The 22,315-nt window shown below is 71.0% G+C and carries 20 protein-coding genes and 1 riboswitch; of the genes, 4 read left to right on the top strand and 16 right to left on the bottom strand.

The genetic code is table 11. The annotated features are described in order from the left end of the window. The first annotated feature begins 2 nt into the window (after window positions 1–2). Complete coding sequence (locus AB0J66_RS43965) at window positions 3–380, top strand: RDD family protein (protein ID WP_364673726.1); 378 nt, start codon at window positions 3–5, stop codon at window positions 378–380. On the opposite strand, the gene AB0J66_RS43960 is transcribed toward AB0J66_RS43965, so the two are convergent. From AB0J66_RS43960 to AB0J66_RS43930, 7 genes are all read right to left on the bottom strand, one after another. Next, window positions 361–1,329, bottom strand: coding sequence for a BadF/BadG/BcrA/BcrD ATPase family protein (locus tag AB0J66_RS43960; RefSeq protein ID WP_364673723.1), 969 nt, complete (start codon window positions 1,327–1,329; stop codon window positions 361–363). The two genes, AB0J66_RS43965 and AB0J66_RS43960, sit on opposite strands and share 20 nt — an antisense overlap. Continuing rightward, on the bottom strand, window positions 1,326–2,582 hold the full coding sequence (locus AB0J66_RS43955; protein ID WP_364673720.1) for a 6-phospho-beta-glucosidase: 1,257 nt from the start codon (window positions 2,580–2,582) through the stop codon (window positions 1,326–1,328). Before AB0J66_RS43955 ends, AB0J66_RS43960 begins: the two co-directional genes overlap by 4 nt. Continuing rightward, window positions 2,579–3,454 (bottom strand): carbohydrate ABC transporter permease, encoded by an 876-nt coding sequence (locus AB0J66_RS43950; protein WP_364673717.1) that lies wholly within the window; start codon window positions 3,452–3,454, stop codon window positions 2,579–2,581. The genes AB0J66_RS43955 and AB0J66_RS43950 overlap by 4 nt, the downstream gene beginning before the upstream one ends. Continuing rightward, window positions 3,451–4,374 carry a sugar ABC transporter permease gene (locus tag AB0J66_RS43945; protein ID WP_364673715.1) on the bottom strand — a complete coding sequence of 308 codons (924 nt, stop codon included), beginning with the start codon at window positions 4,372–4,374 and terminating at the stop codon, window positions 3,451–3,453. Before AB0J66_RS43945 ends, AB0J66_RS43950 begins: the two co-directional genes overlap by 4 nt. Before the next feature lie 3 nt (window positions 4,375–4,377). Then, window positions 4,378–5,694, bottom strand: coding sequence for an ABC transporter substrate-binding protein (locus AB0J66_RS43940; RefSeq protein WP_364673712.1), 1,317 nt, complete (start codon window positions 5,692–5,694; stop codon window positions 4,378–4,380). A gap of 23 nt (window positions 5,695–5,717) precedes the next feature. Then, on the bottom strand, window positions 5,718–6,872 hold the full coding sequence (locus AB0J66_RS43935) for an ROK family transcriptional regulator (protein ID WP_364673709.1): 1,155 nt from the start codon (window positions 6,870–6,872) through the stop codon (window positions 5,718–5,720). A 135-nt stretch (window positions 6,873–7,007) separates the two neighbouring features. Then, window positions 7,008–7,700, bottom strand: a complete 693-nt coding sequence (locus AB0J66_RS43930) for a DUF4191 domain-containing protein (RefSeq protein WP_364673706.1) — start codon at window positions 7,698–7,700, stop codon at window positions 7,008–7,010. A 162-nt stretch (window positions 7,701–7,862) separates the two neighbouring features. On the opposite strand from AB0J66_RS43930, the gene AB0J66_RS43925 reads away from it, so the two are divergent. Then, window positions 7,863–8,006, top strand: a complete 144-nt coding sequence (locus AB0J66_RS43925) for a hypothetical protein (RefSeq protein WP_364673703.1) — start codon at window positions 7,863–7,865, stop codon at window positions 8,004–8,006. A gap of 17 nt (window positions 8,007–8,023) precedes the next feature. Next, window positions 8,024–11,122 carry an AAA family ATPase gene (locus AB0J66_RS43920; RefSeq protein ID WP_364673700.1) on the top strand — a complete coding sequence of 1,033 codons (3,099 nt, stop codon included), beginning with the start codon at window positions 8,024–8,026 and terminating at the stop codon, window positions 11,120–11,122. A gap of 82 nt (window positions 11,123–11,204) precedes the next feature. Here AB0J66_RS43920 and AB0J66_RS43915 read toward each other — a convergent pair whose 3' ends face one another. From AB0J66_RS43915 to lipA, 3 genes are all read right to left on the bottom strand, one after another. Next, window positions 11,205–11,519 carry an SMR family transporter gene (locus AB0J66_RS43915; protein ID WP_364673698.1) on the bottom strand — a complete coding sequence of 105 codons (315 nt, stop codon included), beginning with the start codon at window positions 11,517–11,519 and terminating at the stop codon, window positions 11,205–11,207. Between the two features lie 14 nt (window positions 11,520–11,533). Then, a riboswitch (guanidine-III (ykkC-III) riboswitch) is annotated at window positions 11,534–11,600 on the bottom strand. Window positions 11,601–11,703: 103 nt separating this feature from the next. Beyond that, window positions 11,704–12,696 (bottom strand): hypothetical protein, encoded by a 993-nt coding sequence (locus AB0J66_RS43910; RefSeq protein WP_364673695.1) that lies wholly within the window; start codon window positions 12,694–12,696, stop codon window positions 11,704–11,706. An 89-nt stretch (window positions 12,697–12,785) separates the two neighbouring features. Next, window positions 12,786–13,682, bottom strand: coding sequence for a lipoyl synthase (lipA, locus tag AB0J66_RS43905; RefSeq protein WP_364673857.1), 897 nt, complete (start codon window positions 13,680–13,682; stop codon window positions 12,786–12,788). Between the two features lie 383 nt (window positions 13,683–14,065). Between lipA and aspS the strand changes: the two genes are divergently transcribed. Next, window positions 14,066–15,313, top strand: a complete 1,248-nt coding sequence (aspS, locus tag AB0J66_RS43900; RefSeq protein WP_364673692.1) for an aspartate--tRNA(Asn) ligase — start codon at window positions 14,066–14,068, stop codon at window positions 15,311–15,313. Here aspS and AB0J66_RS43895 read toward each other — a convergent pair. From AB0J66_RS43895 to lpdA, 6 genes are all read right to left on the bottom strand, one after another. Next, window positions 15,310–15,474 (bottom strand): peptide ABC transporter substrate-binding protein, encoded by a 165-nt coding sequence (locus tag AB0J66_RS43895; RefSeq protein ID WP_364673690.1) that lies wholly within the window; start codon window positions 15,472–15,474, stop codon window positions 15,310–15,312. The genes aspS and AB0J66_RS43895 overlap by 4 nt on opposite strands. Further along, window positions 15,474–16,109 (bottom strand): lipoyl(octanoyl) transferase LipB, encoded by a 636-nt coding sequence (lipB, locus tag AB0J66_RS43890; protein WP_364673687.1) that lies wholly within the window; start codon window positions 16,107–16,109, stop codon window positions 15,474–15,476. The genes AB0J66_RS43895 and lipB overlap by 1 nt, the downstream gene beginning before the upstream one ends. A gap of 21 nt (window positions 16,110–16,130) precedes the next feature. Next, window positions 16,131–17,981 carry a DUF2079 domain-containing protein gene (locus AB0J66_RS43885; protein ID WP_364673684.1) on the bottom strand — a complete coding sequence of 617 codons (1,851 nt, stop codon included), beginning with the start codon at window positions 17,979–17,981 and terminating at the stop codon, window positions 16,131–16,133. A gap of 31 nt (window positions 17,982–18,012) precedes the next feature. Next, entirely contained in the window at window positions 18,013–18,930 is a 918-nt protein-coding gene (locus tag AB0J66_RS43880; RefSeq protein ID WP_364673681.1) for a TIGR01777 family oxidoreductase, read from the bottom strand. Window positions 18,931–19,012: 82 nt separating this feature from the next. Continuing rightward, window positions 19,013–20,851, bottom strand: coding sequence for a 2-oxoglutarate dehydrogenase, E2 component, dihydrolipoamide succinyltransferase (sucB, locus tag AB0J66_RS43875; protein WP_364673678.1), 1,839 nt, complete (start codon window positions 20,849–20,851; stop codon window positions 19,013–19,015). Between the two features lie 35 nt (window positions 20,852–20,886). Then, a complete protein-coding gene (gene lpdA / locus AB0J66_RS43870) occupies window positions 20,887–22,275 on the bottom strand; it encodes a dihydrolipoyl dehydrogenase (protein WP_364673675.1) in 1,389 nt (462 codons plus the stop codon). Window positions 22,276–22,315 lie beyond the last annotated feature (40 nt).

Raw genomic sequence — 22,315 nt, 5'->3', positions numbered from 1 at the left:
GCATGGCGGATGCGATCGATCTCAGGCAGGCCGAGATGGCGGGCTTCGGCCGCCGGCTGGTCGCCCTGCTGATCGACTGGGCGCTGGCCAGCCTGGTGGCGACGTTCTTCGTCGACGATCTGCGGACCAACCCGTGGCCCCAGTTGATCATCTTCGTGGTGGTGCACGCCTTCTTCGTGGGCTTGTTCGGCCAGACGCTCGGCATGACCCTGGCCAAGCTCCGTATCGTCTCCATTACGGACGGCGGCGCCGTCGGCCTCGTCCGCGGCCTGATCCGCGCTGTCCTGCTCGCCCTGGTCATCCCGGCCCTGTTCAACGACGGGGACGGCCGCGGCCTGCACGACCGGGCCGCCCGTTCGGTCATCGTGCGACGTCCCTGAGCGCCTCCCGCAGCCGGGGTTCGGCGCCGGGGGACGACTCGAGCTCGTCCATGGCCAGCAGGGCCGCCCCGACGATCGGCGGCGCCGTAGGGACGCTGATCTCGACGTACGGGGCCTGGCGGCGCGCGCCGTCGACGACCAGCGAGTGCAGTTGCGGGTGGCGGGCCCGCAGGACGCTGCCGCCGAGCACCAGCGCGTGCGGTTGCCACAGCAGGCCGAGCCGGCTCGCCGCCACCCGGTGCTGGCCCAGGATCTCCGACGCCTGCCGGCTGACCAGGCCACTGGCGACCGGGTCGCCGGTCGCCGCCACCTCGAAGAGCAGCTCGGACAGCGACGGCACCTCGTCGTGGTCGATCTCGCCGAAGTGCAGGGCGATCGACACCGCCTCGACCGTGGGCCGGCCGAAGTGGGCGGCCACGGCGGCGCTGAGCGCGGTCGGCTTGCCCCGGCCGTCCTCCCCGCGGGCGGCCAGGCGCAGCGTGTGCTCGGCGAGGTCGTGCCCGCCACCCCAGTCGCCGGAGACGGGGCCAAGAGCGACAAACCTGGCGGTACGCCCGTCGGCCGCCCGGCCCACGCAGTTGTTGCCCGCCCCGCAGACGACCGTGACCGCGTCCGGCATCGAGGTGCCCGAGCGCAGCAGCGCGAAGCAGTCGTTGTCGACCAGCGTCTTCCGCCCCCAGCCGGCCTGCGACACGGCCTCCTCGAGCCGGCTGACCTCGATCGGCAGGTCGGCCCCGGCCAGGTAGGCGGCGACCAGGTCGACGGTGACGCCGTCCGGGACGACCCGCCGGACGAGTTCGTCGATCACCGCGATCGACCCCTCCAGGCCGACGTTGTGCGGCGACGACGTGCCGCCCCGGGCCACGCCGAGCACCTCGCCCGCCGCGGTGCCGAGCACCACGTCGGTCTTGGAGTTTCCGCCGTCGACGGCCAGGAAGAGCGCGCTCATCGCGCCCACGCGAGATGGTCGCGGCCGCTGGCGATCAGCCGGTCCGTCAATCCAGACGCCAGAGGGTGCTGCCCGACCAGCGGGTGCGCGAGCAGCGCCCGGTACACCCGCTCCCGGCCGCCCCTCAGAGCAGCGTCGAGCGCCAGTTCCTCGTACCCCCAAACGTGCGTGACCAGGCCGCTCAGGTCTGGTGGCAGGGGGTTGATCGGCAGCGCGGTGGGGCCCGCGACGCCCGCGCGGGCCGAGATCTCGATGACCGCGTCGTCCGGCAGGAAGGGGAGGGTGCCCTCGTTGCGCACGTTGACCGAGTGGACCGCGCCGTCGTCGTGGCCGTGCAGGGAGGCGATCAGGCCGACCGCCGCCTCGGAGTAGTAGGCGCCGCCGCGCTGGCCGAGCAACGCGGGCTTCTCGGTGAGGGTGACGTCGCGGTACATCTCCAGCAAGGTCGCCTCGATCTCCGCGACCCGCTGGCCCCGAGTGGCCTGACCGCGCGACTCCCGGACGTGCCGATCATGCGAATAGAAATAGGAGAGGTAGTAGGAGGGGACGTTGCCGAGGGTGCGCAGCACCTCCTCGGGCAGGTCGACCTCGGCCGCCAGCTCGCCCGCGAAGTCGGCGAGAAGGGAGGGCAGCCGGTCGACGCCGTCCACATAGGCCGCGCGTTCCCAGGTCAGGTGGTTGAGGCCGACGTGTTCGAGGACGACCTGGGACGGCTCGACGCCGAGGTGGCCGGCGAAGCGCCGCTGGAAGCCGATCGCCACGTTGCACAGCCCGACCGCGCGGTGCCCGGCGTCGAGCAGGGCGCGGGTGACGATGCCGACCGGGTTGGTGAAGTCGATGATCCACGCGTTCGGCGCGGCCCGGCGGCGGGCGCGTTCGGCCACGTCGAGCACGACCGGCACGGTGCGCAGCGCCTTGGCCAGACCGCCGGCGCCCGTCGTCTCCTGGCCGACGCAGCCGCAGTCGAGCGGGAACGTCTCGTCGGCGATGCGCGCTTGCTGGCCGCCGACGCGCAATTGGATGAGCACGACGTCGGCGTCGCTCACCCCGGCGTCCAGATCGGTGGTCCACCAGATCTTCGCGGAATGGCCGTAATGCTTCAGGATGCGGGCGGAAAAGGCGCCCACCACCTCAAGCCTTTCCGCGGCCGGGTCGATCAGCACGAGCTCGGTGACCATCGGGCCGAGACGGGCAAAACCATCGATCAATTCCGGGCTGTACGTGGACCCGCCGCCCACCACCGCGATTTTCAACCCTTGAATCCTGTCAGTGTGATGCCCTGAACAAAGGCACGTTGAGCGAAGAAGAAGATGACGATGAGTGGCGCCATGGCCAGTACGGTCGCCGCCGTGACGAGATTCCAGTCGACGTGATGGACGCTGTGGAACGACGCCAGGCCGAGCGACAGCGTCCACGAGCTCTCGTTCTCGCTGGTGTAGAGAAGCGGGCCGTAATAGTCGTTCCAGCAGTAGAAGAACTGGAACAGCCCGGCCGCCGCGATGCCGGGCCGGGCCATCGGCAGCACGACCCGCAGCAGCGTGCGCCATTCGCCGCAGCCGTCGACCCGGGCCGCATCCAGGTATTCGGTGGGAATGGTGAGAAGGAACTGCCGCAGCAGGAAGATGCAGAACGCGTCGCCGAACAGCGCCGGGATGATCAGCGGCCACAGCGACCCGGTCAGGCCGTACCGGGCCCACATCAGATAGAGCGGCACGGTCACCACCTGCGGTGGCAGCATCATCACGCAGATCACCAACAGGAACAGCGCATTGCTGCCGCGGAACTTCAACTTCGCCAGGGCGTACGCGGCGGGAACGCTCGACGCAAGCACGAGGACCGTGGACGACACCGCGTAGATGACCGTGTTGAGCAGATAGCGCGGCAACGGCGTGACTTCGAAGACCCGGATGTAATTCTCCGGATGCCACGAGTTCGGCCAGTAATCGGCGGTCAAGGCCTGGTCGCTGGTCATCAGCGAGAGCAGCACGAGATAGACGACCGGAGTCAGGAACATGATGCCGAGCGCAATCGCGATGCTGTGCCGCGCGATCCACGCGAGCCTTCGCCGGCGTTTGAGGGGAGCGGCCGGCTCGACGTGCACGGGCCTTTCCAGGACGGCGGTCACGATTCCTCCCCGGAGAAGGCCTTGGCCCGGCGCAGCAGGATGAGAGTGACGGCCAGGGCCACCACGAACAGGCCGATGGCCAGCGCGTTCGCGTAGCCGAGGGCGCTGTACCGGAAACCGACGGTGTAGAGCCACAGCGGATAGGTGAAGGTCGACCCCTCGGGGAAACCGAAGTTCGACGAGATGCCACCGCCGACGGTGGCCTGCCCGCTGGCGATCGAGCCGGCCACCGCCGCCTGGTCGAAGTACTGCAACGTGTAGATCACGCCGGTCACCGCGGCGAACAGCACCACCGGGCGGATCGTCGGCAGCGTGATCGAGCGGAAGCGGTGCCACGCGTTGGCGCCGTCCAGCTCGGCCGCCTCGTACAGGCTGGCCGGCACGCCGAGCACGGCCGCCAGGAAGATCACCATCAGGTCGCCGATCGCCCACAGCCCGAGCAGCACGAGCGACGGCTTGGCCCAGGCCGGCGAGTTGAACCAGAGCGGGCCGTCGATGCCGATCTTCTCCAGGAAGTGGTTGACCGGGCCGGTGCCGGGCTTGAGCAGATAGACGAACGCGATGGTGGCGGCCACCGGCGGAACCAGCGCGGGCAGATAGAACAGCGTGCGGAAGAAACCGGCGCCCCGCTTGAGCTGGGTCAGCAGCATCGACAGGCCGATCGCGCCGATGATGCGCGCCGGCACGAAGACCACGACCATCCACAAGGTGTTGCGGATCGACTGGAGCAGGAACGGGTCGTCGGCCATCCGCCGGTAGTTGTCCAGCCCGACCCATTCCGGGACCGAGAGCAGGTCGAACTTCGTGAACGAGAAGTAGACCGCCGAACCCAGGGGGTAGAGGAGGAAGACCGCTATGCCGATCAGCGCCGGGGCCAGAAAGGAGAAGGTGGTCAGGCCTCTCCGCACTTTGGCGGACATCGGTCAGCCGCCCAGCGTCATGACGCTGTTGATCTGCTTGTCGGCGTCGGCCAGGCCCGCGTCGAGGTCCTTGACCTTGCCGGACTGGTAGTTGTTGAGAAACTGGCCGAAGGTCTCCTGATAGGCCGGGCCGGAGGCCGAAGGCGGCGTGGTCGACGAGTTCGGGTTGCTGAAGATGTCGATGAACGTCTTGAAATCGGCGTCCGACTGCAGGCTCGGGTCGCTCATCGACGCGGTCGTGGTCGGGATGTTCTTCAGCAGCCCGGCCAGCTTCACGATCGCCTGGTCGTTGGTGGTCAGATATTTGATGAGCTCCCACGCGGCCTCGGGGTTCTTGGCGTTCTTGCTGATCCCGAGAATGTTGCCGGTGACGTAACCCGCGCCGTACCTCGCCGGATCGCTGGCCGGGATCGGCGCCACCCCGTACTTCAGGTTGGGGGCCTGGTCCTTGACGAACGCGAGCCGGTACTCGGCGTCGATGTTGATCGCGACCTGGCCTTTCTGGAACGCGTTGTCGGCGCTGTACTCGTCGCCCAGGCCGGCCCGGAATTTGGTCAGGTTCTCGTATCCGTACCAGTCGACGAGGTTCTTCTGCCAGGCGAGCAGCGTCTTCCAGCCCGGGTCGGCGCCGACCGCGGATTTACCGTCGTCACCGAGCCATTTGGCCCCCACGGCCGGCGCGAGGTGCGCGGCCGCGTTCTCGTAGAAGTCGTAGAGCGGCAGGAACCCGACCGTCTTGAGCGACCCGTCCGCGTTCCTCACGGTCAATTTCTTGGCGTACGCGGTGAGTTCGTCGAGCGTCTTCGGGGGCCCGTCCAGCCCCGCCTTCGCGAACAGATCCTTGTTGTAGAACATGCCGTACGCGTCGGCCAGGAACGGCATCGCGCAGCGCTTGCCCTGGAACTCGGTGTACGAGCGGGTGGTCGCGTTCAGCTGGTTCAGGTCCACTTTGTCGCGGTCGATGTACTGCTTGAGGTCGACCCAGGCGCCGGAGGAACAGAACTTGCCGACGATGTCGGTGGAGTAGGAGAGCCCGACGTCCGGCCCGTTGCCGGCGCCGATGGCCTGCGTGACCTTGGAGTCGTCCTGCCCCGGCTTGATGGTCACCTTGATCTTCGGGTGGCTCTGCTCGAAGTCCTTGACCACGGCGGCGACCGCGTCGGCCTCCCGCTCGGTGAAGAAGTGCCAGAGCTCGACGGTGCCGGAGACCTCCGTACCGGGATCGGCGATCTTGTTCTCCTTCGGGGCCGGCGTGCAAGCCGTCGCCAGTAGGGCTGCGGTTGTCAGGGCGAAAAGGGCATGGGGGAGCCGCTTGTTCACAATGGCCTTCCAGGGGGTGAGGGTCAGCTGTCGCGGATGGTGGCGAGCAGTGCGTTGTGGACCGCGGTGAGGCCGGCGTCGAGCGCGCCGAGCAGCACCGCGTCGTCATCGATGGCGGTCACGGCGATCTCGCTCTCCAGCGGCGCGGCCCGGCGCACGGCGGCCCGGACAGCGGTGAGGAGGGCGTGACCGCCGGCCTGGGCGATCGGGCCGGCCAGCACCACCAGGTGCGGGTCGAGCACGGCGATCACCGCGGCCACACCGACCGCGACGCGGTCGGCGATCTCGGTCAGCAGGCCGCTGCCGGCGTTGCGGACGGCCTCGGCGGGCGTACGCCCCGTCGTGCCGTCCCGGCGGGCCAGTTCCAGAATGGCCGCGCCGGCGACCAGGTCGTGCAGGTCGGCCTTCTCGCCGCTCATGGCCAGCGGCATGTAGCCGATCTCACCGGCCCCGCCGCGGGCGCCGCGCATCAGCGTGCCGCCCAGGTCGATGGCGAGGCCGAGGCCGTCCTCGCCCAGCCAGAGCAGGACGAAGCTCTCGGCGCCGCGGCCGGCCCCGCGCCGCCGCTCGGCGATCGCGGCCAGGTTGACGTCGTTGTCGGCGCCGACCTCGGTGCCGAGCGCCGCGGCGAGCTCGGCCACCAGGCCGGTACGGCCCAGGCCGGGCACGTCGACGTGGCGGATGGTCCCGGTGCGCGGGTCGTACGAGCCGGGCACGCCGAGTTGCACGTGCCGGATGCGGTCGGCCGGGACGCCGGCCTCCTCGCCGAGCCGCTTGACCACGCCGGAGAGAGCGGTCAGGGGGTCGGTGGCGGCGAAGTCGATGGGGATCTCCAGGCGCCCGCGCAGGGCGCCGGTGAGGTCGCGGAGCGCGGCCACGACCGACGGGGCGCCACCCGGGCCGACGTCGCGGACCGAGACCGCGGCCGCGTAGGCCGCGTCGGGATGGGCGTTGTAGATCTCGGCGGAGGGGCCGGGCCGGCCGCTGTCGTGGCCGGCCACGGTGACCAGGCCGGCCTCGGTCAGCCGGCGCAGCACCTCGGAGATCGTGGGGGTGGACAGCGCCGTGAGCCGGCGCAGGTCGGCGCGGGTGAGCATGCCGGGGTCCAGCAGGTGGGCCAGCGCCGCGCTCTCGTTCATCGTGCGCAGCAACCGGGCCGAACCGGCCGGACGGGTCATGTCGCCCCCTCGAGCTCACTGATAGGCAAACTCTTTAACAGTTGGCGGGGACGTTATGCCGCTGATCGATAGGTGTCAAGGCTTGGGCACGCAAAAGGCCGGCGCCCAGCGGGCACCGGCCTTTTGTCGGGTCTGCTAGCGGGGGCGCTGCTGCCGGAAGGCGCCCTTGCTGGGGCGCATGTTCTTCGGGATGGCGCCCTTGGGCATCTGCGGGCGGGCCATCAGCGCGCCCAGCCGCTTGTCCAGCGAGTTGACGTCCTTGCCGGTCAGATTGCGCGGCATGCGCATCAGCGTGGTGCGCAGCTTCTTGATCGGGAGCTCGCCCTCACCGTTGCCGATGATGTAGTCGTAGAGCGGGGCGTTGCCGATGACCTTGGAGAGCCGCTTCTTCTCCTGGCCGAGCAGGCCGCGCACGCGCTGCGGCTGGCCCTCGGCCAGCAGGATCACGCCGGGCTTGCCGATCACGATGTGCACCATGTCGAACTGCGTCGTCGACGAGGCCGCCGGGCGGACCCGCCAGTCGCCGCGCATGTTCTCCACCAGGGAGGCGGCGGCGCCGGGCTGACCCTCGGCGGCATTCATCATCGCGGCGTTCGACCGCAGGTTGAGCACGATCACGGCGGCCAGCAGGGTGACCAGAAGGCCGATCGGGATGTAGATCCACCCCGCGCCGAGGAGCACCAGCAGCACGGTGAGCGCGACCGGGATGACCACGGCCGCGATCAGCAGCGGGACGAACCACTTGTCCTGCTTAGCGGTGAACGAGAACACCTGGCCGATCTGCTTCAGGCGCGTGCCGAACGACACCTTCTCCTCGGGTTTTGCCATAACCCGAAAGTGTAGTGGGGGGCTCACGCCTTACGCGGGGCGGGCGGTCTTACGCCGGGTAAGGCGGTCGCGGCGGGTGGAGATAAGGCTGGCGCCCCATGCCCGGGGGGTGCCTTCGGGCGAAGAGTTCTCGGTGTCAGCCACTTCCTCCTGGAGGCACCGATGTTCCCGCTCGCCGATCCGCACATCCAGCTCGATCTCCACCGCCAGCATGTCGCCTCGCTCATCGACGAGGCCGCGGCGCGGCGGCTGGCCCGCTCGGCCTCACCACCCCGTGGGCGGTGGCCCCGGCGGATGACGGCCTGAATTTATGGGAGCGAAAGTTGTCGTACGCCCATGGCATGCTCGACCTCGTGACGGCACACAGCGAGGTCCTGGTCGGGCGTGATTCCGACCTGACCGTGCTGCGCGACGCGCTGAAACGCACCCGCTCCGCCGAGCCGTCGACCGTGCTGGTCGGCGGCGAGGCCGGGGTGGGCAAGACCCGCCTGGTCGAGGAGTTCTGCCGCGGCCTCGCCGGCGAGCCGGTCCGGGTCCTGACCGGGCAGTGCCTCGAGCTGGGGGAGGAGGGCCTGCCCTTCGCGCCGTTCGCCGGGGCCGTCCGAGATCTGGTGCGCGCCGAGGGCACGGGGGTGCTCGACGGGCATCAGCGGGAGCTGGCCCTGCTCCTGCCCGAGCTCGGCCCGCCGGCCCAGCGGCGCGGCATCCTCTTCGAGGCGGTCGGCGCGCTGCTCGGCCGGCTCACCGCCGAGCGGCCCCTGGTGCTCGTCCTGGAGGACCTGCACTGGGCCGACCGGTCCACCCGCGACCTGATCGGCTTCCTGGTCCGCTCGCTGCGGCTGCCCCGGTTGCTGCTCATCGCGACCTACCGCACCGACGAGCTGCACCGCGGCCACCCGCTGCGCCCGTTCCTGGCCGAGCTCGACCGGGTCCGCGGCGTGCAGCGGCACGAGCTCGACCGGCTCGACCGCGACGGCACGGCCGAGATGCTGGCCCACCTGCTCGGCGCCGAGCCCGACCCGGGTGTCGTCGACGCGGTCAACGAGCGCGCTCAAGGCGTCCCGTTCTTCATCGAGCAGTTCGCCGGCCCGGCCGACCCGGCCTGCAGCGACCTGCCCGGCTCGCTGCGCGACCTGCTGCTGTCCCGGGTCGACCAGCTGCCCGAGCCGGCCCAGCGGGTGCTGCGGGTGGCCGCCGTCGGCGGCACCCGCTTCGGTCACGAGCTGCTGTCCCGGGTGGCCGGCATCGACGAGTCCGACCTCGAGTCGGCGCTCCGGGCCGTCGTCGCGGCCCAGCTCGTGGTCGTCCTCGACGGCGACGGCGGCTACGAGTTCCGCCACGCCCTGGTCCGCGAGGCCGTCCACGACGATCTGCTGCCCGGCGAGCACGCCCGGCTGCACGCCCGCTACGCCAAGGCGCTGGAGGCCGAGCCCCACCTGGTCGGCGTCGGCCACGCCGCGGCCGAGATCGCCCATCACTGGCACGCCGCCCGCGACCACCCGCGGGCGCTGGTCACGGCCAAGGTCGCGGCCGACGAGGCCGGCCGCCGCTTCGCCTACGCGGAGCAGGCCCGGCTGCTCGACCGTGTCCTCGAGCTCTGGGAGGACGTGCCCGACGCCGAGACCCAGCTCGGCCTCGATCATCGCGACCTGCTCGAGGAGGCCGCGCTGGCCGCCATCGAGTCGGGCGAGCACATGCGGGCCCTCAGCCTGACCCGGGCCGCCCTGGGCGACCTCGACCTGGAGGCCGAGCCGCTGCGCGCCGGCCGCTTGCTGGTCCGCCGGGCCAAGCTGCTGCGCACCGCGGGCAAGGCCGACGGCCGGGCCGAGTGCGACGAGGCGTTCCGCCTGCTGCTCGCCGCCCCGCACGGGCAGAACAGGGTCCGGTTGCTGGCCGACCTCGCGCAGATCCTCGCCAGCATCGATCGGGACCGCGCCACCGAGGTCGCCGAGGCCGCCATGGCCGACGCCGCCGAGCTGGGCGACCTGCGCTCACTGGTGATGGCCGAGGTGGCCCACGGGCTGGCCTGCTCGGGCCGGGTCCCGGTGACCGAGGCGCTGCCCATCATCCGTACGGCCGTGGCCCGGGCCCGTGCGGCCCGCGACGTCCCCAGCCTGACCCGAGGCCTGGTCACCCTCTCCGATCACCTCTACGAGGTGGGGGAGTACGAAGCATCGGCCGAGGCCGCCGCCGAGGGCCTGCCCGAGGCCCAGCGCATCGGCGTCAGCCGCACCACCGGCGTCTACCTGCTGGCCAATTACGCCGAGGCGCTGATCGCCCAGGGCCGCTGGGACGAGGCCGACGCCCGCCTGGCCGAGGCCGCCCGCCTCGACCCGCCCAACCTGCTGGCCGTCCCCTGGCTCCGCCTGCGCGCCCGCCTCCGGCTGGCCCGCGGCCGCGACGACGCGGACGCCCTGGTCCGGCGCACCCTGGCCTTCCTGTCGAAGCCGTTCATGATGCCCGAGATCCGCCTGACCATCCACGAGCTGCACATCCTGGCCGCCCTGGAGTCCGCCGACCCCCACTCCGCGGCCGACGTGGCCCGCTCCACCCTGGCCGAGACCGACACGAGCAGCCACCCCCGCTACACCTGGCCCATCCTGGCCGCCGCGGCCAAGGCCGCCCACCAGGCCAACGACCCCACGCTCGGCGCCGAGATCACCTCCCGCGCCGCCGCCCTGCCCCAGCGCTACCCCGCCGAGCACGCCCACGCCGCCCACGTCGAGGCCCTGCTCACCAACACCGAGCCCACCTGGCGCACCGCCGTCGCCGCCTGGCGCACCGCCGGCCACCCCTACGAGCTGGCCACCGCGTTACTGTCCCTGGCCGAAACCCTCGCCGCCTCCCGCTTCACAGCCCCACCCACCTCCACCGCGGACGTGCCCACCCCGCGCCGGCCTGGCTCTGTCAGCGCGCCCGGCTCTGTCAGCGCGCCCAGCTCCGTCAGCGCGCCCGGCTCCGTCAGCGCGCCCGGCTCCGTCAGCGCGCCCGGCTCTGTCAGCGCGCCCGGTTCCCTCAGCGCGCCGGGCTCTCGCGGCGCCTCCACGGAGCGATCCGGCTCGGTGGAGCGGCCGGCCTCGGCGGAACGGTCCGGCCCGGCCGAGTTGATCGCCGAAGCCATCGCGCTGGCCGGGGATCTCGGCGCGGCCCCACTGATCGGCGCCGCCGACACCATGGCCCGGCGTCTGGGCCTGCGCACGGCCGCCCCCGCCACCCCCGGCACCGAACTCCTCACGGCCCGCGAGCGCGAGGTCCTCCGCCTGGTCGCCGAGGGTCACAGCAACAGCCGCATCGCCGCCGACCTCTACATCTCACCCAAGACCGCGAGCGTCCACGTCTCCCGCATCATCGCCAAACTCGAGGTCACCAACCGCGTCGAAGCCGCCGCCGTCGCCCACCGCCTGGGTCTGCTCAGCAACTGAGCCGGCGCCCGGACTGGGTCAGTGGAAGACCTTCGCCCACCGCCTGGGTCTGCTCAGCAACTGAGCCGGCACCCGGATCAGGTCAGTGGAAGACCTTGAGGCCCACGATGCCGGCGATGACCAGCAGGAGGGACAGGACGCGGGGGAGGCTGGCGCTCTCGCCCAGGGCGAGGATGCCGACCACCGAGTTGAGCACGGCGCCGATGCCGACCCAGACGGCGTAGCCGGTGCCGACTGGGACGGTACGCAGGGCGTAGCCGAGGCCGATCATGCTGAGGGTCAGGCCCGCCACGAAGATGACGCTGGGGAGGGGGCGGCTGAAGCCGGCGCTGCGGTCGAGGGCGATGGCCCAGACGGCTTCGAGCATGCCGGAGACGACGAGAACGAGCCAGGCCATGGCGAACACCTCTTCGGTGGTCGTCTTGTCAGGCCGGGTACGACACACACTCGTCCGGGATGTCCGCTGCCGCGGCATCACCTCCAGGATAACGCGCCCCAGCCCGGGCCACCTTGCGGTCGAGGCCACGGCACGCAGGCGGAGGGCACGCTCCGGGTGGCGCGGTGGGAGTGTGGGGCACGGGTCAGGGCTCTTCGCGGAGGGTCCGCAGCACGCGGACCAGGAGGTAGCCGCCGCCGACGATGAGGAGGAGGCCCAGGGCGATGGCGAGGACGCTGCCGGGGTTCATGCCGGAGTTGGCCGAGCTGGAGGTGGCGACGGCCGGGGTGGTGGGGGTGGCCGGGTACCAGGCGCCGGGGTCGCCGGTGAGGTCGGTCGCGGTGGTGGTGGCGACGGAAGGGTAGGTGGCTGGGGTGGAGGCGGGGCCGCCAGCTGCCCCGCCGCCTGCAGATGGGGCGGGGGTCGGAGAGGCGGGGGCGGTGGTCGGGGCGGCGGTGGGGGTGCCGCAGGTGGCCGGCTGGCGCCACGTGCCGGCGTACGTCACCGCGGTGTTGGTCCGGATGGTCAGGGTGGAGCCGGCGCGGGCGGTCAGTTTGTGGGATTCGCCGGGGGCGAGGCGCAGCAGGCGGTCGCCGGTGAGGAAGACGGCGTCGGTGGTGGCACGGTCGCTGTTGGCGAGGGTGCCGGTGAACGAGCCGTCGCAGGCGTTGTCGAAGGTGACGGTGGGGGCGGGCGCGCATTCCTTGCCGCCCCCGCGGTACGAGGCGAGCGGGCCGTCGAAGCGGGGGTCGGCGCCCAGCAGGGCGATGGCCGGGTTGGCGTCCTCGTACTGCAGGGCGGTGCCGGCGATGGCTTCGACCTGGGTGTGGCAGCGGGGGACGACGACTTTCAGGGTGAGGCTGCGCCTGGCCGAGGTGATCGAGCCGCGGTCGGTGGAGTAGACGAACGGGCGGGCGTTGGAGGTGGCCGACCCGGTGGTGTACGAGGCGAGGGCGAACGTCTGCGTCTGCCCGGAGCAGAGCGCCTTGGCCGCGGTGACCGTCACGGAGCCGGACGGGCCGTCGAAGGAGTGACGGTAGGTGGCGGCGGCCGCGGACACGCAGGCGTCGGCCGCGAAGGCCGGCGATGCCACGGCCGGGGCGACGAGGGCGGCCAGCAAGCAGAGGAGACGCAGCATGGTCAACTCAGATTAGGGCGGCCCGGGCCCGGCCGGACGGGATACGGCAACGCCCCGGCCGAAACGGCCGGGGCGAGCGGGAAAGCTGCTTACTTACGTGCGTCGAGCGCCTGCTGGTAGAGCCGGCCCGCCCGGTACGACGACCGGACCAGCGGCCCGCTCATCACGCCGGAGAAGCCGATCTGCAGGGCCTCCTCGTTGAGCTCGATGAACTCCTCGGGCTTGACCCAGCGCTCCACAGGGTGGTGGCGCGGCGTCGGGCGCAGGTACTGCGTGATGGTGATCAGCTCGCAGCCGGCGTCGTGCAGGTCGCGCAGCGCCTGGGAGATCTCCGAGCGCTCCTCACCCATGCCCAGGATCAGGTTGCTCTTGGTCACCAGGCCGGCCGCGCGGGCCTGGGTGATGACGTTGAGCGAGCGCTCGTAGCGGAAGCCGGGCCGGATCCGCTTGAAGATGCGCGGGACGGTCTCGACGTTGTGCGCGAGCACCTCGGGCGTCGCCCCGAAGACCTCGGCCAGCTGGTCGGGCTCGGCGTTGAAGTCCGGGATCAGCAGCTCGACGCCGCAGCCGGGCTGCAGCTTGTGGATCTGGCGGACGGTCTCGGCGTAGAGCCAGGCGCCGCCGTCGGGCAGGTCGTCGCGGGCGACGCCGGTGACCGTGGCGTAGCGCAGGCCCATGGTGGCGACGGACTCGCCGACGCGGCGGGGCTCGTCGGCGTCGAACTCGGCCGGCTTACCCGTGTCGATCTGGCAGAAGTCGCACCGGCGGGTGCACTGGTCACCGCCGATGAGGAAGGTCGCCTCGCGGTCCTCCCAGCACTCGTAGATGTTGGGGCAGCCCGCCTCCTGGCAGACCGTGTGCAGGCCTTCCTTCTGCACGAGCCCGCGCATCTGCGTGTACTCGGGGCCCATTTTGGCCTTGACCTTGATCCAGGGCGGCTTCCGCTCGATGGGAGTTTCGGCGTTGCGCGCTTCGATGCGCAGCATGCGGCGGCCCTCAGGAGCAATAGTCACAGCCCCGAGATTACGCCTGTATAGGTCTCTGCCTAGACATGGGCGACGAGGCTCACGTAACGGCACATGTGACCGCGCTCACAAGCAACGCGTAAATTCACTTTCGCACGTTCGATGCCTGTTGTTAATGTCCAGCCGACGGCGCAGACGGAACCGAGTAACGCCCCGATCCGACGGTCGAGAGAGCCACCGGCAGCTGTGAAGGTGGCCCGTTCGCCGGGGCGCGAAGACACTCCCGAGCCGTTGCACGACCAAGAGGCGCTGTGAAAAGCGTAAAGGTGTGGTGGCACCGCGAGGATCCCGCTCGCCCACACCTCCCTGGGGCCGCGTTGCAGTCATCAGAGGAGGTCCCCGCCATGCAACGCATCCTCTCCACCCAGTTGGCCGCCCACGTGCACGAGACCGTGACGATCGCCGGCTGGATCCACCGCCGCCGCCTGCTCAAGTCGGTGGCGTTCCTGATCGTCCGGGACGCCGAGGGGCTCAGCCAGGTCGTCGTGTCGGACCCCGAAACGCGCGCTCAACTCGAGGAGCTCACCGAGGAGAGCGTCGTCCAGGTCGTCGGCACGGTCGCCGTCACCCAGGGCACTGTGGAGCTGACCGACCCGAAGATCCGGGTGCTCAGTGCCGCAGGCGTACCGCTGCCGTTTGAACTGCATCGACCCGAGCTGACCGCGAGCCTGCCCACCCAGCTCGACCACGCCGCCCTGGCCTTGCGGCATCCGGCCCGCCGGGCCGCGCTGAGGATCGCCGCCGCGGCCACCGAGGGGTTCCGGGTCGCGCTGAGCGAGCAGCGGTTCGTGGAGATCCAGACGCCGAAGATCGTCGGGTCGGCCACGGAGTCGGGGGCGAACGTGTTCCAGCTCGACTACTTCGGACGGCCGGGCTACCTGGCCCAGTCGCCGCAGTTCTACAAACAGCTCATGGTCGGCGTCTTCGAGCGGGTCTTCGAGGTCGGGCCGGTGTTCCGGGCCGAGCCGAGCGACACCGCGCGGCACCTGGCGCAGTACACGTCGCTCGACGCCGAGATGGGGTTCATCGACGACCATCGGGACGTGATGGCGGCCCTGACCCGGACGCTGTCGGTGATGATGTCGACCATCAGGGCGCGTACGGGATACGAGACGCCCGCGGTGCTCAGTGAGATCCCGGCCGTGCACTTCCGGGAGGCGCTGAAGATCGCCGGGGCCCCCGCGGACGAGCCCGACCTGGCGCCGGCGCACGAGCGGGCGCTGGGGGAGTGGGCGCGGCGCGAGCACGGGTCGGAGTTCCTGTACGTGACGGGTTATCCGATGCGCAAGCGGCCGTTCTACACGCATCCGGACCCGGCCGAACCCGCGTACAGCAACGGTTTTGACCTGCTCTTCCGCGGTCTGGAGATCGTCACGGGCGGGCAGCGGCTGCATCGGTACGAGGACTACGTTCGCGCGTTGAAAGGCGAGACCGGGCCGTACGAGGGTTATCTGGACGGGTTCCGCTACGGGATGCCGCCGCACGGGGGCTGGGCGATCGGGCTCGAGCGCTTCGTGGCCCGGCTGACCGGGATCGCCAACGTCCGGGAGGTCACCGCGTTCCCGCGGGACCTGCACCGAATAGCGCCCTAAACGAAATACGCGATCGTCACCGCGGCGACTATCAGGAAGGGGACGATCGTCATCAGGATGAGGATCGTCCAGGCGATGGGGTGGCCGAAGTTCAGGACCACCCCGCCGCCCTTCTTGGGCACGAAGACCCGCTTGTCCTGCGGATTGCGGTAAAGCGGCATCAGAGCAGGGTACGCAGATGCCGCTCGACCACCGGCAGCACCTCGGCCACCGGCACGTCACGGCCCAGCTCGGCGCTGAGCGAGGTGACGCCGGCGTCGCGGATGCCGCACGGGGTGAAGCGGTCGAAGTTGGCCAGGTCGCAGTCGCAGTTGATGGCGAACCCGTGCTGGGTCACCCCGCGGGCGACCCGGATGCCGATCGCGGCGATCTTGCGGTCGGGGCCGCGGTCGTCGGCCAGGACCCAGGCGCCGCTGCGGCCGGCGATCTCCGAGCGGGCCGCGGTGACGCCGAACTCGGCGCAGACGTCGATCAACATCTGTTCGGTCCGGCGGACGTAGGCGACCACGTCGATCGGGTCGGGCAGCTTGAGGATCGGGTAGCCGACGAGCTGACCCGGCCCGTGCCAGGTGATCTTGCCGCCGCGGTCGACCTCGACCACGGGGGTGCCGTCGATCGGGAGGTCCTGCGGCTCGGTGCGCTTGCCGGCCGTGAGGACGCTGGGGTGCTCCAGCAGCAGGACGGTGTCGGGCTTGTCGCCCTCCACCACGGCCTCGTGCAGGGTGCGCTGCTCGTCCCAGGCCTCGCGGTAGTCGACGAGCCCGCGGCGCAGCACGGTGAGCGTGGGTGTAGTCACGGCTCAACCGTACTGCCGTCGCTACCTGTCTATGGGATCCACTCCCGGGCGGATGCGCCACACCAGGGCGTCCTTCACGTGCTCGGGCCGGCCGAGCAGGTCGGTCGCGGTGATCTCGACGGCCTGGCGGAACAGCGGGCCCTCGGGGCCGGTGATCTCGCCGTCGGGCAGGTAGACCGCGGTGACGCCCCAGCGCTGGAAGTCGGCCCGGGCCGAGGCGCGGTCCCAGTTGTCGAGGTCGGCGATGTAGCCGTACAGCGCGGCCCGCAGGAACAGCCAGTCCGTGGCCCGCGGCAGCGCCCCGATGCGTCCCTTGCCCTCCGCCCCCTGCACGTCCGGCCCGAGGAAGTAGCCGTCGGGGATGCGGAACTCCGCCCCGCCCCGGGCCATGGTGTACGCCTGCCAGCGCTGGCCGTCGGCCGCCACGTTGATCGCGAAGGGCAGGGTGGTGATCACGCCGCCGTCGGTCGTGTAGTCCTTCCAGGCGCCGCTGCTGATGAACTCCGGCTCGGCCGCGCGCTCCCGGTAGAGCAGCGGGATCGGGAAGATCGGCACCAGGGCCAGCGCGAGCGCCGCCACCAGCACCGGCTTGTGGCGCGAGGCCAGCAACCGGTCGGTGAACAGGGCCAGCACCACCGCGATGACGCCGACCAGCACGAGCGCGAACCGCAGCGGCAGCGCGGCGTCGAACAAGGGCAACTTCTGCAGGAGCGCGTACGGCAGGGGGATCGGCTGCTCGGTGTCGAACCACCGCAACCGCGGCCCGAGCGCCACCACGAAGAAGACCAGGCCGACCACGATCAGCGCCCGCAGGGTGGCCCGCCGGGCCTCGTCGGCCCGCCGCCACAGCACGACCAGGGTGGCCACCACCAGCAGCATCAGCGGCAGGCCGAAGAACGAGGTCTCCTCGGTCGGGTTGGGCGCCAGGTCGTTGCCCAGGCCCAGCTTGGCCCCGATCGAGCGGTCGGCGAAGGCGAAGAACGAGGCCAGGTCCTCCGAGTAGTGCCGCTGGTTGAACCCGGTGCCCTTGAAGGTCTGCGGACCGGCGAAGTGCATGTAGAGCGGGTACGCGAGCAGCGCGCCGGCCACCACCGCGGTGAGCCCGAGGCTGCCCAGGAACTTCGGCAGCACCTCACGCGCCTCGCCCCGGTTGGGCCGGGCCAGCGCCCACACGATCGCGAAGACCGCCCCGGCCAGAGCCGTGAAGAACAACCCCTCGGCCGCGATCGAGAAGCCGACCGCGAGCATCACGCCCAGGATCAGCCCGTTGCGGATCCAGTGCCGCTGGTCGCGCATGCGCAGCAACTGCCACAGCACCAGCGGCGCGATCCAGCCCGAGGTCCAGTTGAGGTGGCCGTTGGCGTGCGAGATGAAGCCGGGCGCGAACCCGGCGAACAGCCCGCCGACGGCGGCCGCGAGCCGGTTGCGCGTGACCCAGCGGCCCAGGAACAGGTACCAGACGAAGGCGGAGCCGGCCAGGTTGAGCGTGAGGATGGTGACGAACGAGATCTGCGGCCCGGCCAGCATGGTCAGCGGCGTGAAGAGGATCGCGTAGATCGTGATCGACGTATTGGCGGCGAGGTTCACCCCGTCCGGCGCGTTCAGCAGGCCGGTGAAGAAAGGATCACCGCCGTGCTGGACCAGATGTACGCCGTACGCCAGCACCCACTCGAAGAAAGCCTGGTCACCGACGTTGTCGGCGACGGCGTGCCGGTACGGGTCGGACCACAACCCGGCGGTGACGTAGACCGCCAGACCGAGGGCGACCAGGGCGACCAGCAGATCGGCCCGGAGGCGCCGGGTCGCCACTCGGGCGCCGGGCACGGCCGGTCGATCTGCTGCGGACGGGGTGGTGGGGGCGGCGACGGACATCAGCCGCAGGTTAGCAAGGGCTGGCCGTCGATCAGTGAGATGCCGCCGGTTCGTTGCCCAGGGCCGCGTGCAGGGCCGCCGCCACAGTCGGATATGTCCACTGGAATCCCGCCTTTTGCAGCACGGCGGGGACCACCCGCTGACTGCGCCGGGCCTCGCCGGCCAGTTCGCCGAGCGCGACGTCCATGGCCGGGCCGGGCACGAACAGCAGCGCCGGCCGGTGCAGGATCCGGGCCAGGGTGCTGGTGAACTCGGCGTTGGTGACCAGCTCGGGCCCGACCAGGTTGACCGGGCCGGCGATGTCGTCCCGCTCGAGGAGGAACTCGGCCGCGCCGAACCAGTCGGTCATCGCGATCCAGGGCATCCACTGCTTGCCGCTGCCGAGCTTCGCCCCGGCGCCGAGCTTGAACAGGGGCAGCAGCGGCTTGAGGATGCTGCCCTCGCGGTCCAGGGTCGGCGCGGTACGCAGCAGCACGACCCGGGTGCCGGCGTCCTCGGCCGGGCGCGCGGCGGCCTCCCAGACGCGGCACAGATCGGCCAGGAACGTGTTGCCGGCCGGCGCCTCCTCGGTGACCGGGGTGTCCCCGGTGGTGCCGTACCAGCCGGCACCGGAGGCCTGGAGAAGGGTGCGCGGGCGATCCTCGGCCGGGAGCTGGCGGATCACCCGGGCGATCGTGCCGGTGGTGTCGACCCGGCTCGAGCGCAGCACGCTCTTGTAGCGGGCGGTCCAGCGCTTGTCGCCGATGTTGGCCCCGGCCAGGTTGATCACCACGTCCTGGCCGGCCATCACCGCGGGGTCGAGCTGACCTTGCGAGGGCTGCCAGGTCGCCTCGTCGGGCTTCTCGGCGGGCCGGCGGACCAGCCGGGTGACGTCGTGCCCGGCGTCGCGCAGCCGCTGCGCGAGCGGCGTGCCGAGGTAACCGGACGCGCCGGCCATGAGGATGCGCATGCCTTGATTGTGCCCCGTTTCGAACCCGTTCAAAACGCGGAAAGGCCCGCTCGATCAACGAGCGGGCCTTTCCGGTGATTACTTACGCCAGACCGAGGTCTCCCTCGAAGTGGCCACCCTCCAGGCGCTCCTTCAGCGTGACCAGGAAGCGGGCGGCGTCGGCGCCGTCCACGATCCGGTGGTCGTAGCTGAGGGCCAGGTAGACCATCGAGCGCGGGACGATGATCTCGCCCAGCTCGGGGTCGCTGACGACCACGGCCCGCTTGACCACCGAGCCGGTGCCGAGGATGCCGACCTGCGGCTGGTTGATGATCGGGGTGTCGAAGAGCGCGCCCCGGCTGCCCGTGTTGGTCAGCGTGAACGTGCCGCCCGAGATCTCGTCCGGGCCGATCTTGTTGTTCCGGGTGCGGTCGGCGACGTCGGCGATCCGCTTGGCCAGGCCGGCCAGGTTCAGGTCGCCGGCGTCCTTGATCACCGGGACGATCAGGCCCTTCGGGGTGTCGACCGCGATGCCGAGGTGCTCGGTGTCGTGGTAGGTCACCGTGCCGGCCTCGAGGTCGATCGAGGAGTTGACCACCGGGTGCTGGCGCAGCGCCTCGACCGCGGCCAGCGCGAAGAACGGCAGGAAGCTGAGCTTGACGCCGTTCTTGGCCAGGAAGTCGGCCTTGGCCTTGTTCCGCAGCTGAGCGATCTTGGTGACGTCCACCTCGACCACCGTGGTCAGCTGGGCCGAGACCTGCAGCGACTCGACCATGCGGCGGGCGATCGTGGCCCGGGTGCGGGTCAGCTTCTCGGTGCGGCCCCGCAGCGGGCTCGGCGCCGGGGCCGCGGGCTTCGCGGCGGGCTTCTCCGCAGCCGCAGCCGGGGCCGGCGCCGGGGCCTTCTTCGCCGCGGCGGCCTTCTCGGCGGCGTCGATGACGTCCTGCTTGCGGATGCGGCCGCCGACGCCGGTGCCGGTCAGCGACGACAGGTCGACGCCCTTCTCGGCGGCCAGCTTGCGGACCAGCGGGGTGACGTAACCGGCGTCGCCGGCGCCGTTGGCCTGGACCGCCTCGCGGGACGGGGACGAGGACGGCGCGGGCGGCTCGGCGTTGCGCTCGGCCGCCGACGGGTCCTGGGCCACCTCGGCCTCGGGGGCCGGGTCGGCGTACGACTCGCCGCCGGAACCGAAGTCCGGAGCGGGCTTCGACTCGATCTGCGGGGCGGCCGGCTGCTGCGGAGCCGGCTTCGACTCCTGCTTGGGCGCCTCGGGCTGCTTCGGGGCCTCGGGAGCCGGGGCGGGCTTGGCGTCCGCCGACCCGATGATGGCGAGCTCGGCGCCGACGTCGGCGGTCTCGTCCTCCTGGACCTTGATCTCGAGGACCGTGCCGGCGACCGGCGACGGGATCTCGGTGTCGACCTTGTCGGTCGAGACCTCGAGCAGCGGCTCGTCGACCTCGATGGTCTCGCCGACCTGCTTGAGCCAGCGGGTGACGGTGCCCTCGGTGACGCTCTCGCCGAGCGCGGGCATCTTGACCGCGGTGCCCTCGGCCGAGCCGGACGACGCCGAGGCCGTCTGCGGTGCGGGCTGCTCCTCCTCGACCGGCTTCTCGGTCGACGGGGTGGTGGGCGCGGCGGGCTCGGGCTCGGGGGCCTGCTCCTGCTGCTTCTGCTCGGGCGCGGGGGCCGAGCCGGCGTCCTCGCCGTCGCCGGCGATGACGGCGAGCTCGCTGCCGACATCGGCCGTCTCGTCCTCGCCCACGACGATCCGGGTGAGCACACCCGCGGCGGGCGAGGGGATCTCGGTGTCGACCTTGTCGGTCGAGACCTCGAGGAGCGGCTCGTCCGCCTCGACGCGCTCGCCCTCCTGCTTGAGCCAGCGCGTAACAGTGCCCTCGGTGACGCTCTCACCCAGCCGCGGCATGGTGACCGATACCGGCATGTCTCAGTACTCCTTAACCGCTTCTTTGACGATCATCAGCTGTGTGCGTGCAGGGGCTTGCCGGCAAGCGCCAGGAACGCCTCGCCCAGCGCCTCGTTCTGCGTCGGGTGCGCGTGAACGAGCTGCGCGACCTCCTCCGGGAACGCCTCCCAGTTGTAGATCAGCTGGGCCTCGCCGACCAGCTCGCCCATGCGGGCGCCGACCATGTGCACGCCGAGCACCGGGCCGTCGTTGAGACGGACCAGCTTGACGAAGCCCGTGGTCTTGAGGATCTGGCTCTTGCCGTTGCCACCCAGGTTGTAGTTGTACGACGTGATCTTGTCAGCGCCGTACTTCTCCTTGGCCTTGGCCTCGGTCAGGCCCATCGAGGCGACCTCGGGGTCGCAGTAGGTGACGCGGGGGATGCCGGCCTCGTCGATCGGGGCCGGGTTGAGCCCGGCGATCTCCTCGGCGACGAAGATGCCCTGCTGGAAGCCGCGGTGGGCCAGCTGCAGACCGGGGACGATGTCACCCACGGCGTAGATGTTGCCGACGCCGGTGTGCAGGCGCTCGTTGGTGATCACGAAGCCCCGGTCGATCGTGACGCCCTGCTGCTCGTAGCCGAGGTTGGCAGTCGTCGGGCCGCGGCCGACCGCGACCAGCAGCACCTCGGCCTCGACGGTCTCGCCGCCGGCGATGGTCGCCCGCACGCCGTTCTCGGTGTGCTCGACCTTCTCGAACGGCTTGCCGACCTTGAAGTTGATCTTCCGCTTGCGGAACGCGCGCTCGACCGTCTTCGAGATGTCCTCGTCCTCGGCGGCGACCAGGCGGGGCAGCGCCTCGATGATGGTGACGTCGGCGCCGAACGACTTCCACACGCTGGCGAACTCGACGCCGATGACGCCGCCGCCGAGCACGATCGCGGAGGACGGCACGCGGTCGAGTTTCAGGGCGTGCTCGCTGGCGATGACCCGCTTGCCGTCGATCTCCAGGCCCGGGATCGAGCGCGAGTAGGAGCCGGTGGCCAGGATGACGTTGCGGCCGGTGTAGCGCTGGCCGTCGACCTCGACGGTGTCCTGGGCGACGAGCTTGCCCTCGCCCGACACGATCGTGATCTTGTCCTGCTTGAGCAGGCCGGTCAGACCCTTGTACAGGCGGGAGACGACACCGTCCTTGTACGCGTTGACACCGGCCATGTCGATGCCGACGAGGTCGGCCTTGACGCCGAACTGCTCGCTCTCGCGGGTCTGGTCGGCGATCTCGGCGGCGTGCAGCAGCGCCTTGGTCGGGATGCAGCCGCGGTGCAGGCACGTGCCGCCCAGCTCGGCCTTGTCGATCAGCGCGACGGAAAGGTTGAGCTCGGCCGCGCGCAGGGCGGCAGCATACCCACCGCTACCGGCGCCGAGAATGACGATGTCGAAGTTTCCGCCGTTCGGCTGGCTCACGTTGACTCCAGTGTTCGCGTCGTTGCCATGCGGGTCACAC

Origin of the sequence: Actinoplanes sp. NPDC049598 (genome assembly GCF_040675435.1) — a bacterium.
In the GTDB taxonomy this organism is placed as follows: Bacteria; Actinomycetota; Actinomycetes; order Mycobacteriales; family Micromonosporaceae; genus Actinoplanes.
This window is presented reverse-complemented; position numbering and strand designations above follow the sequence as displayed.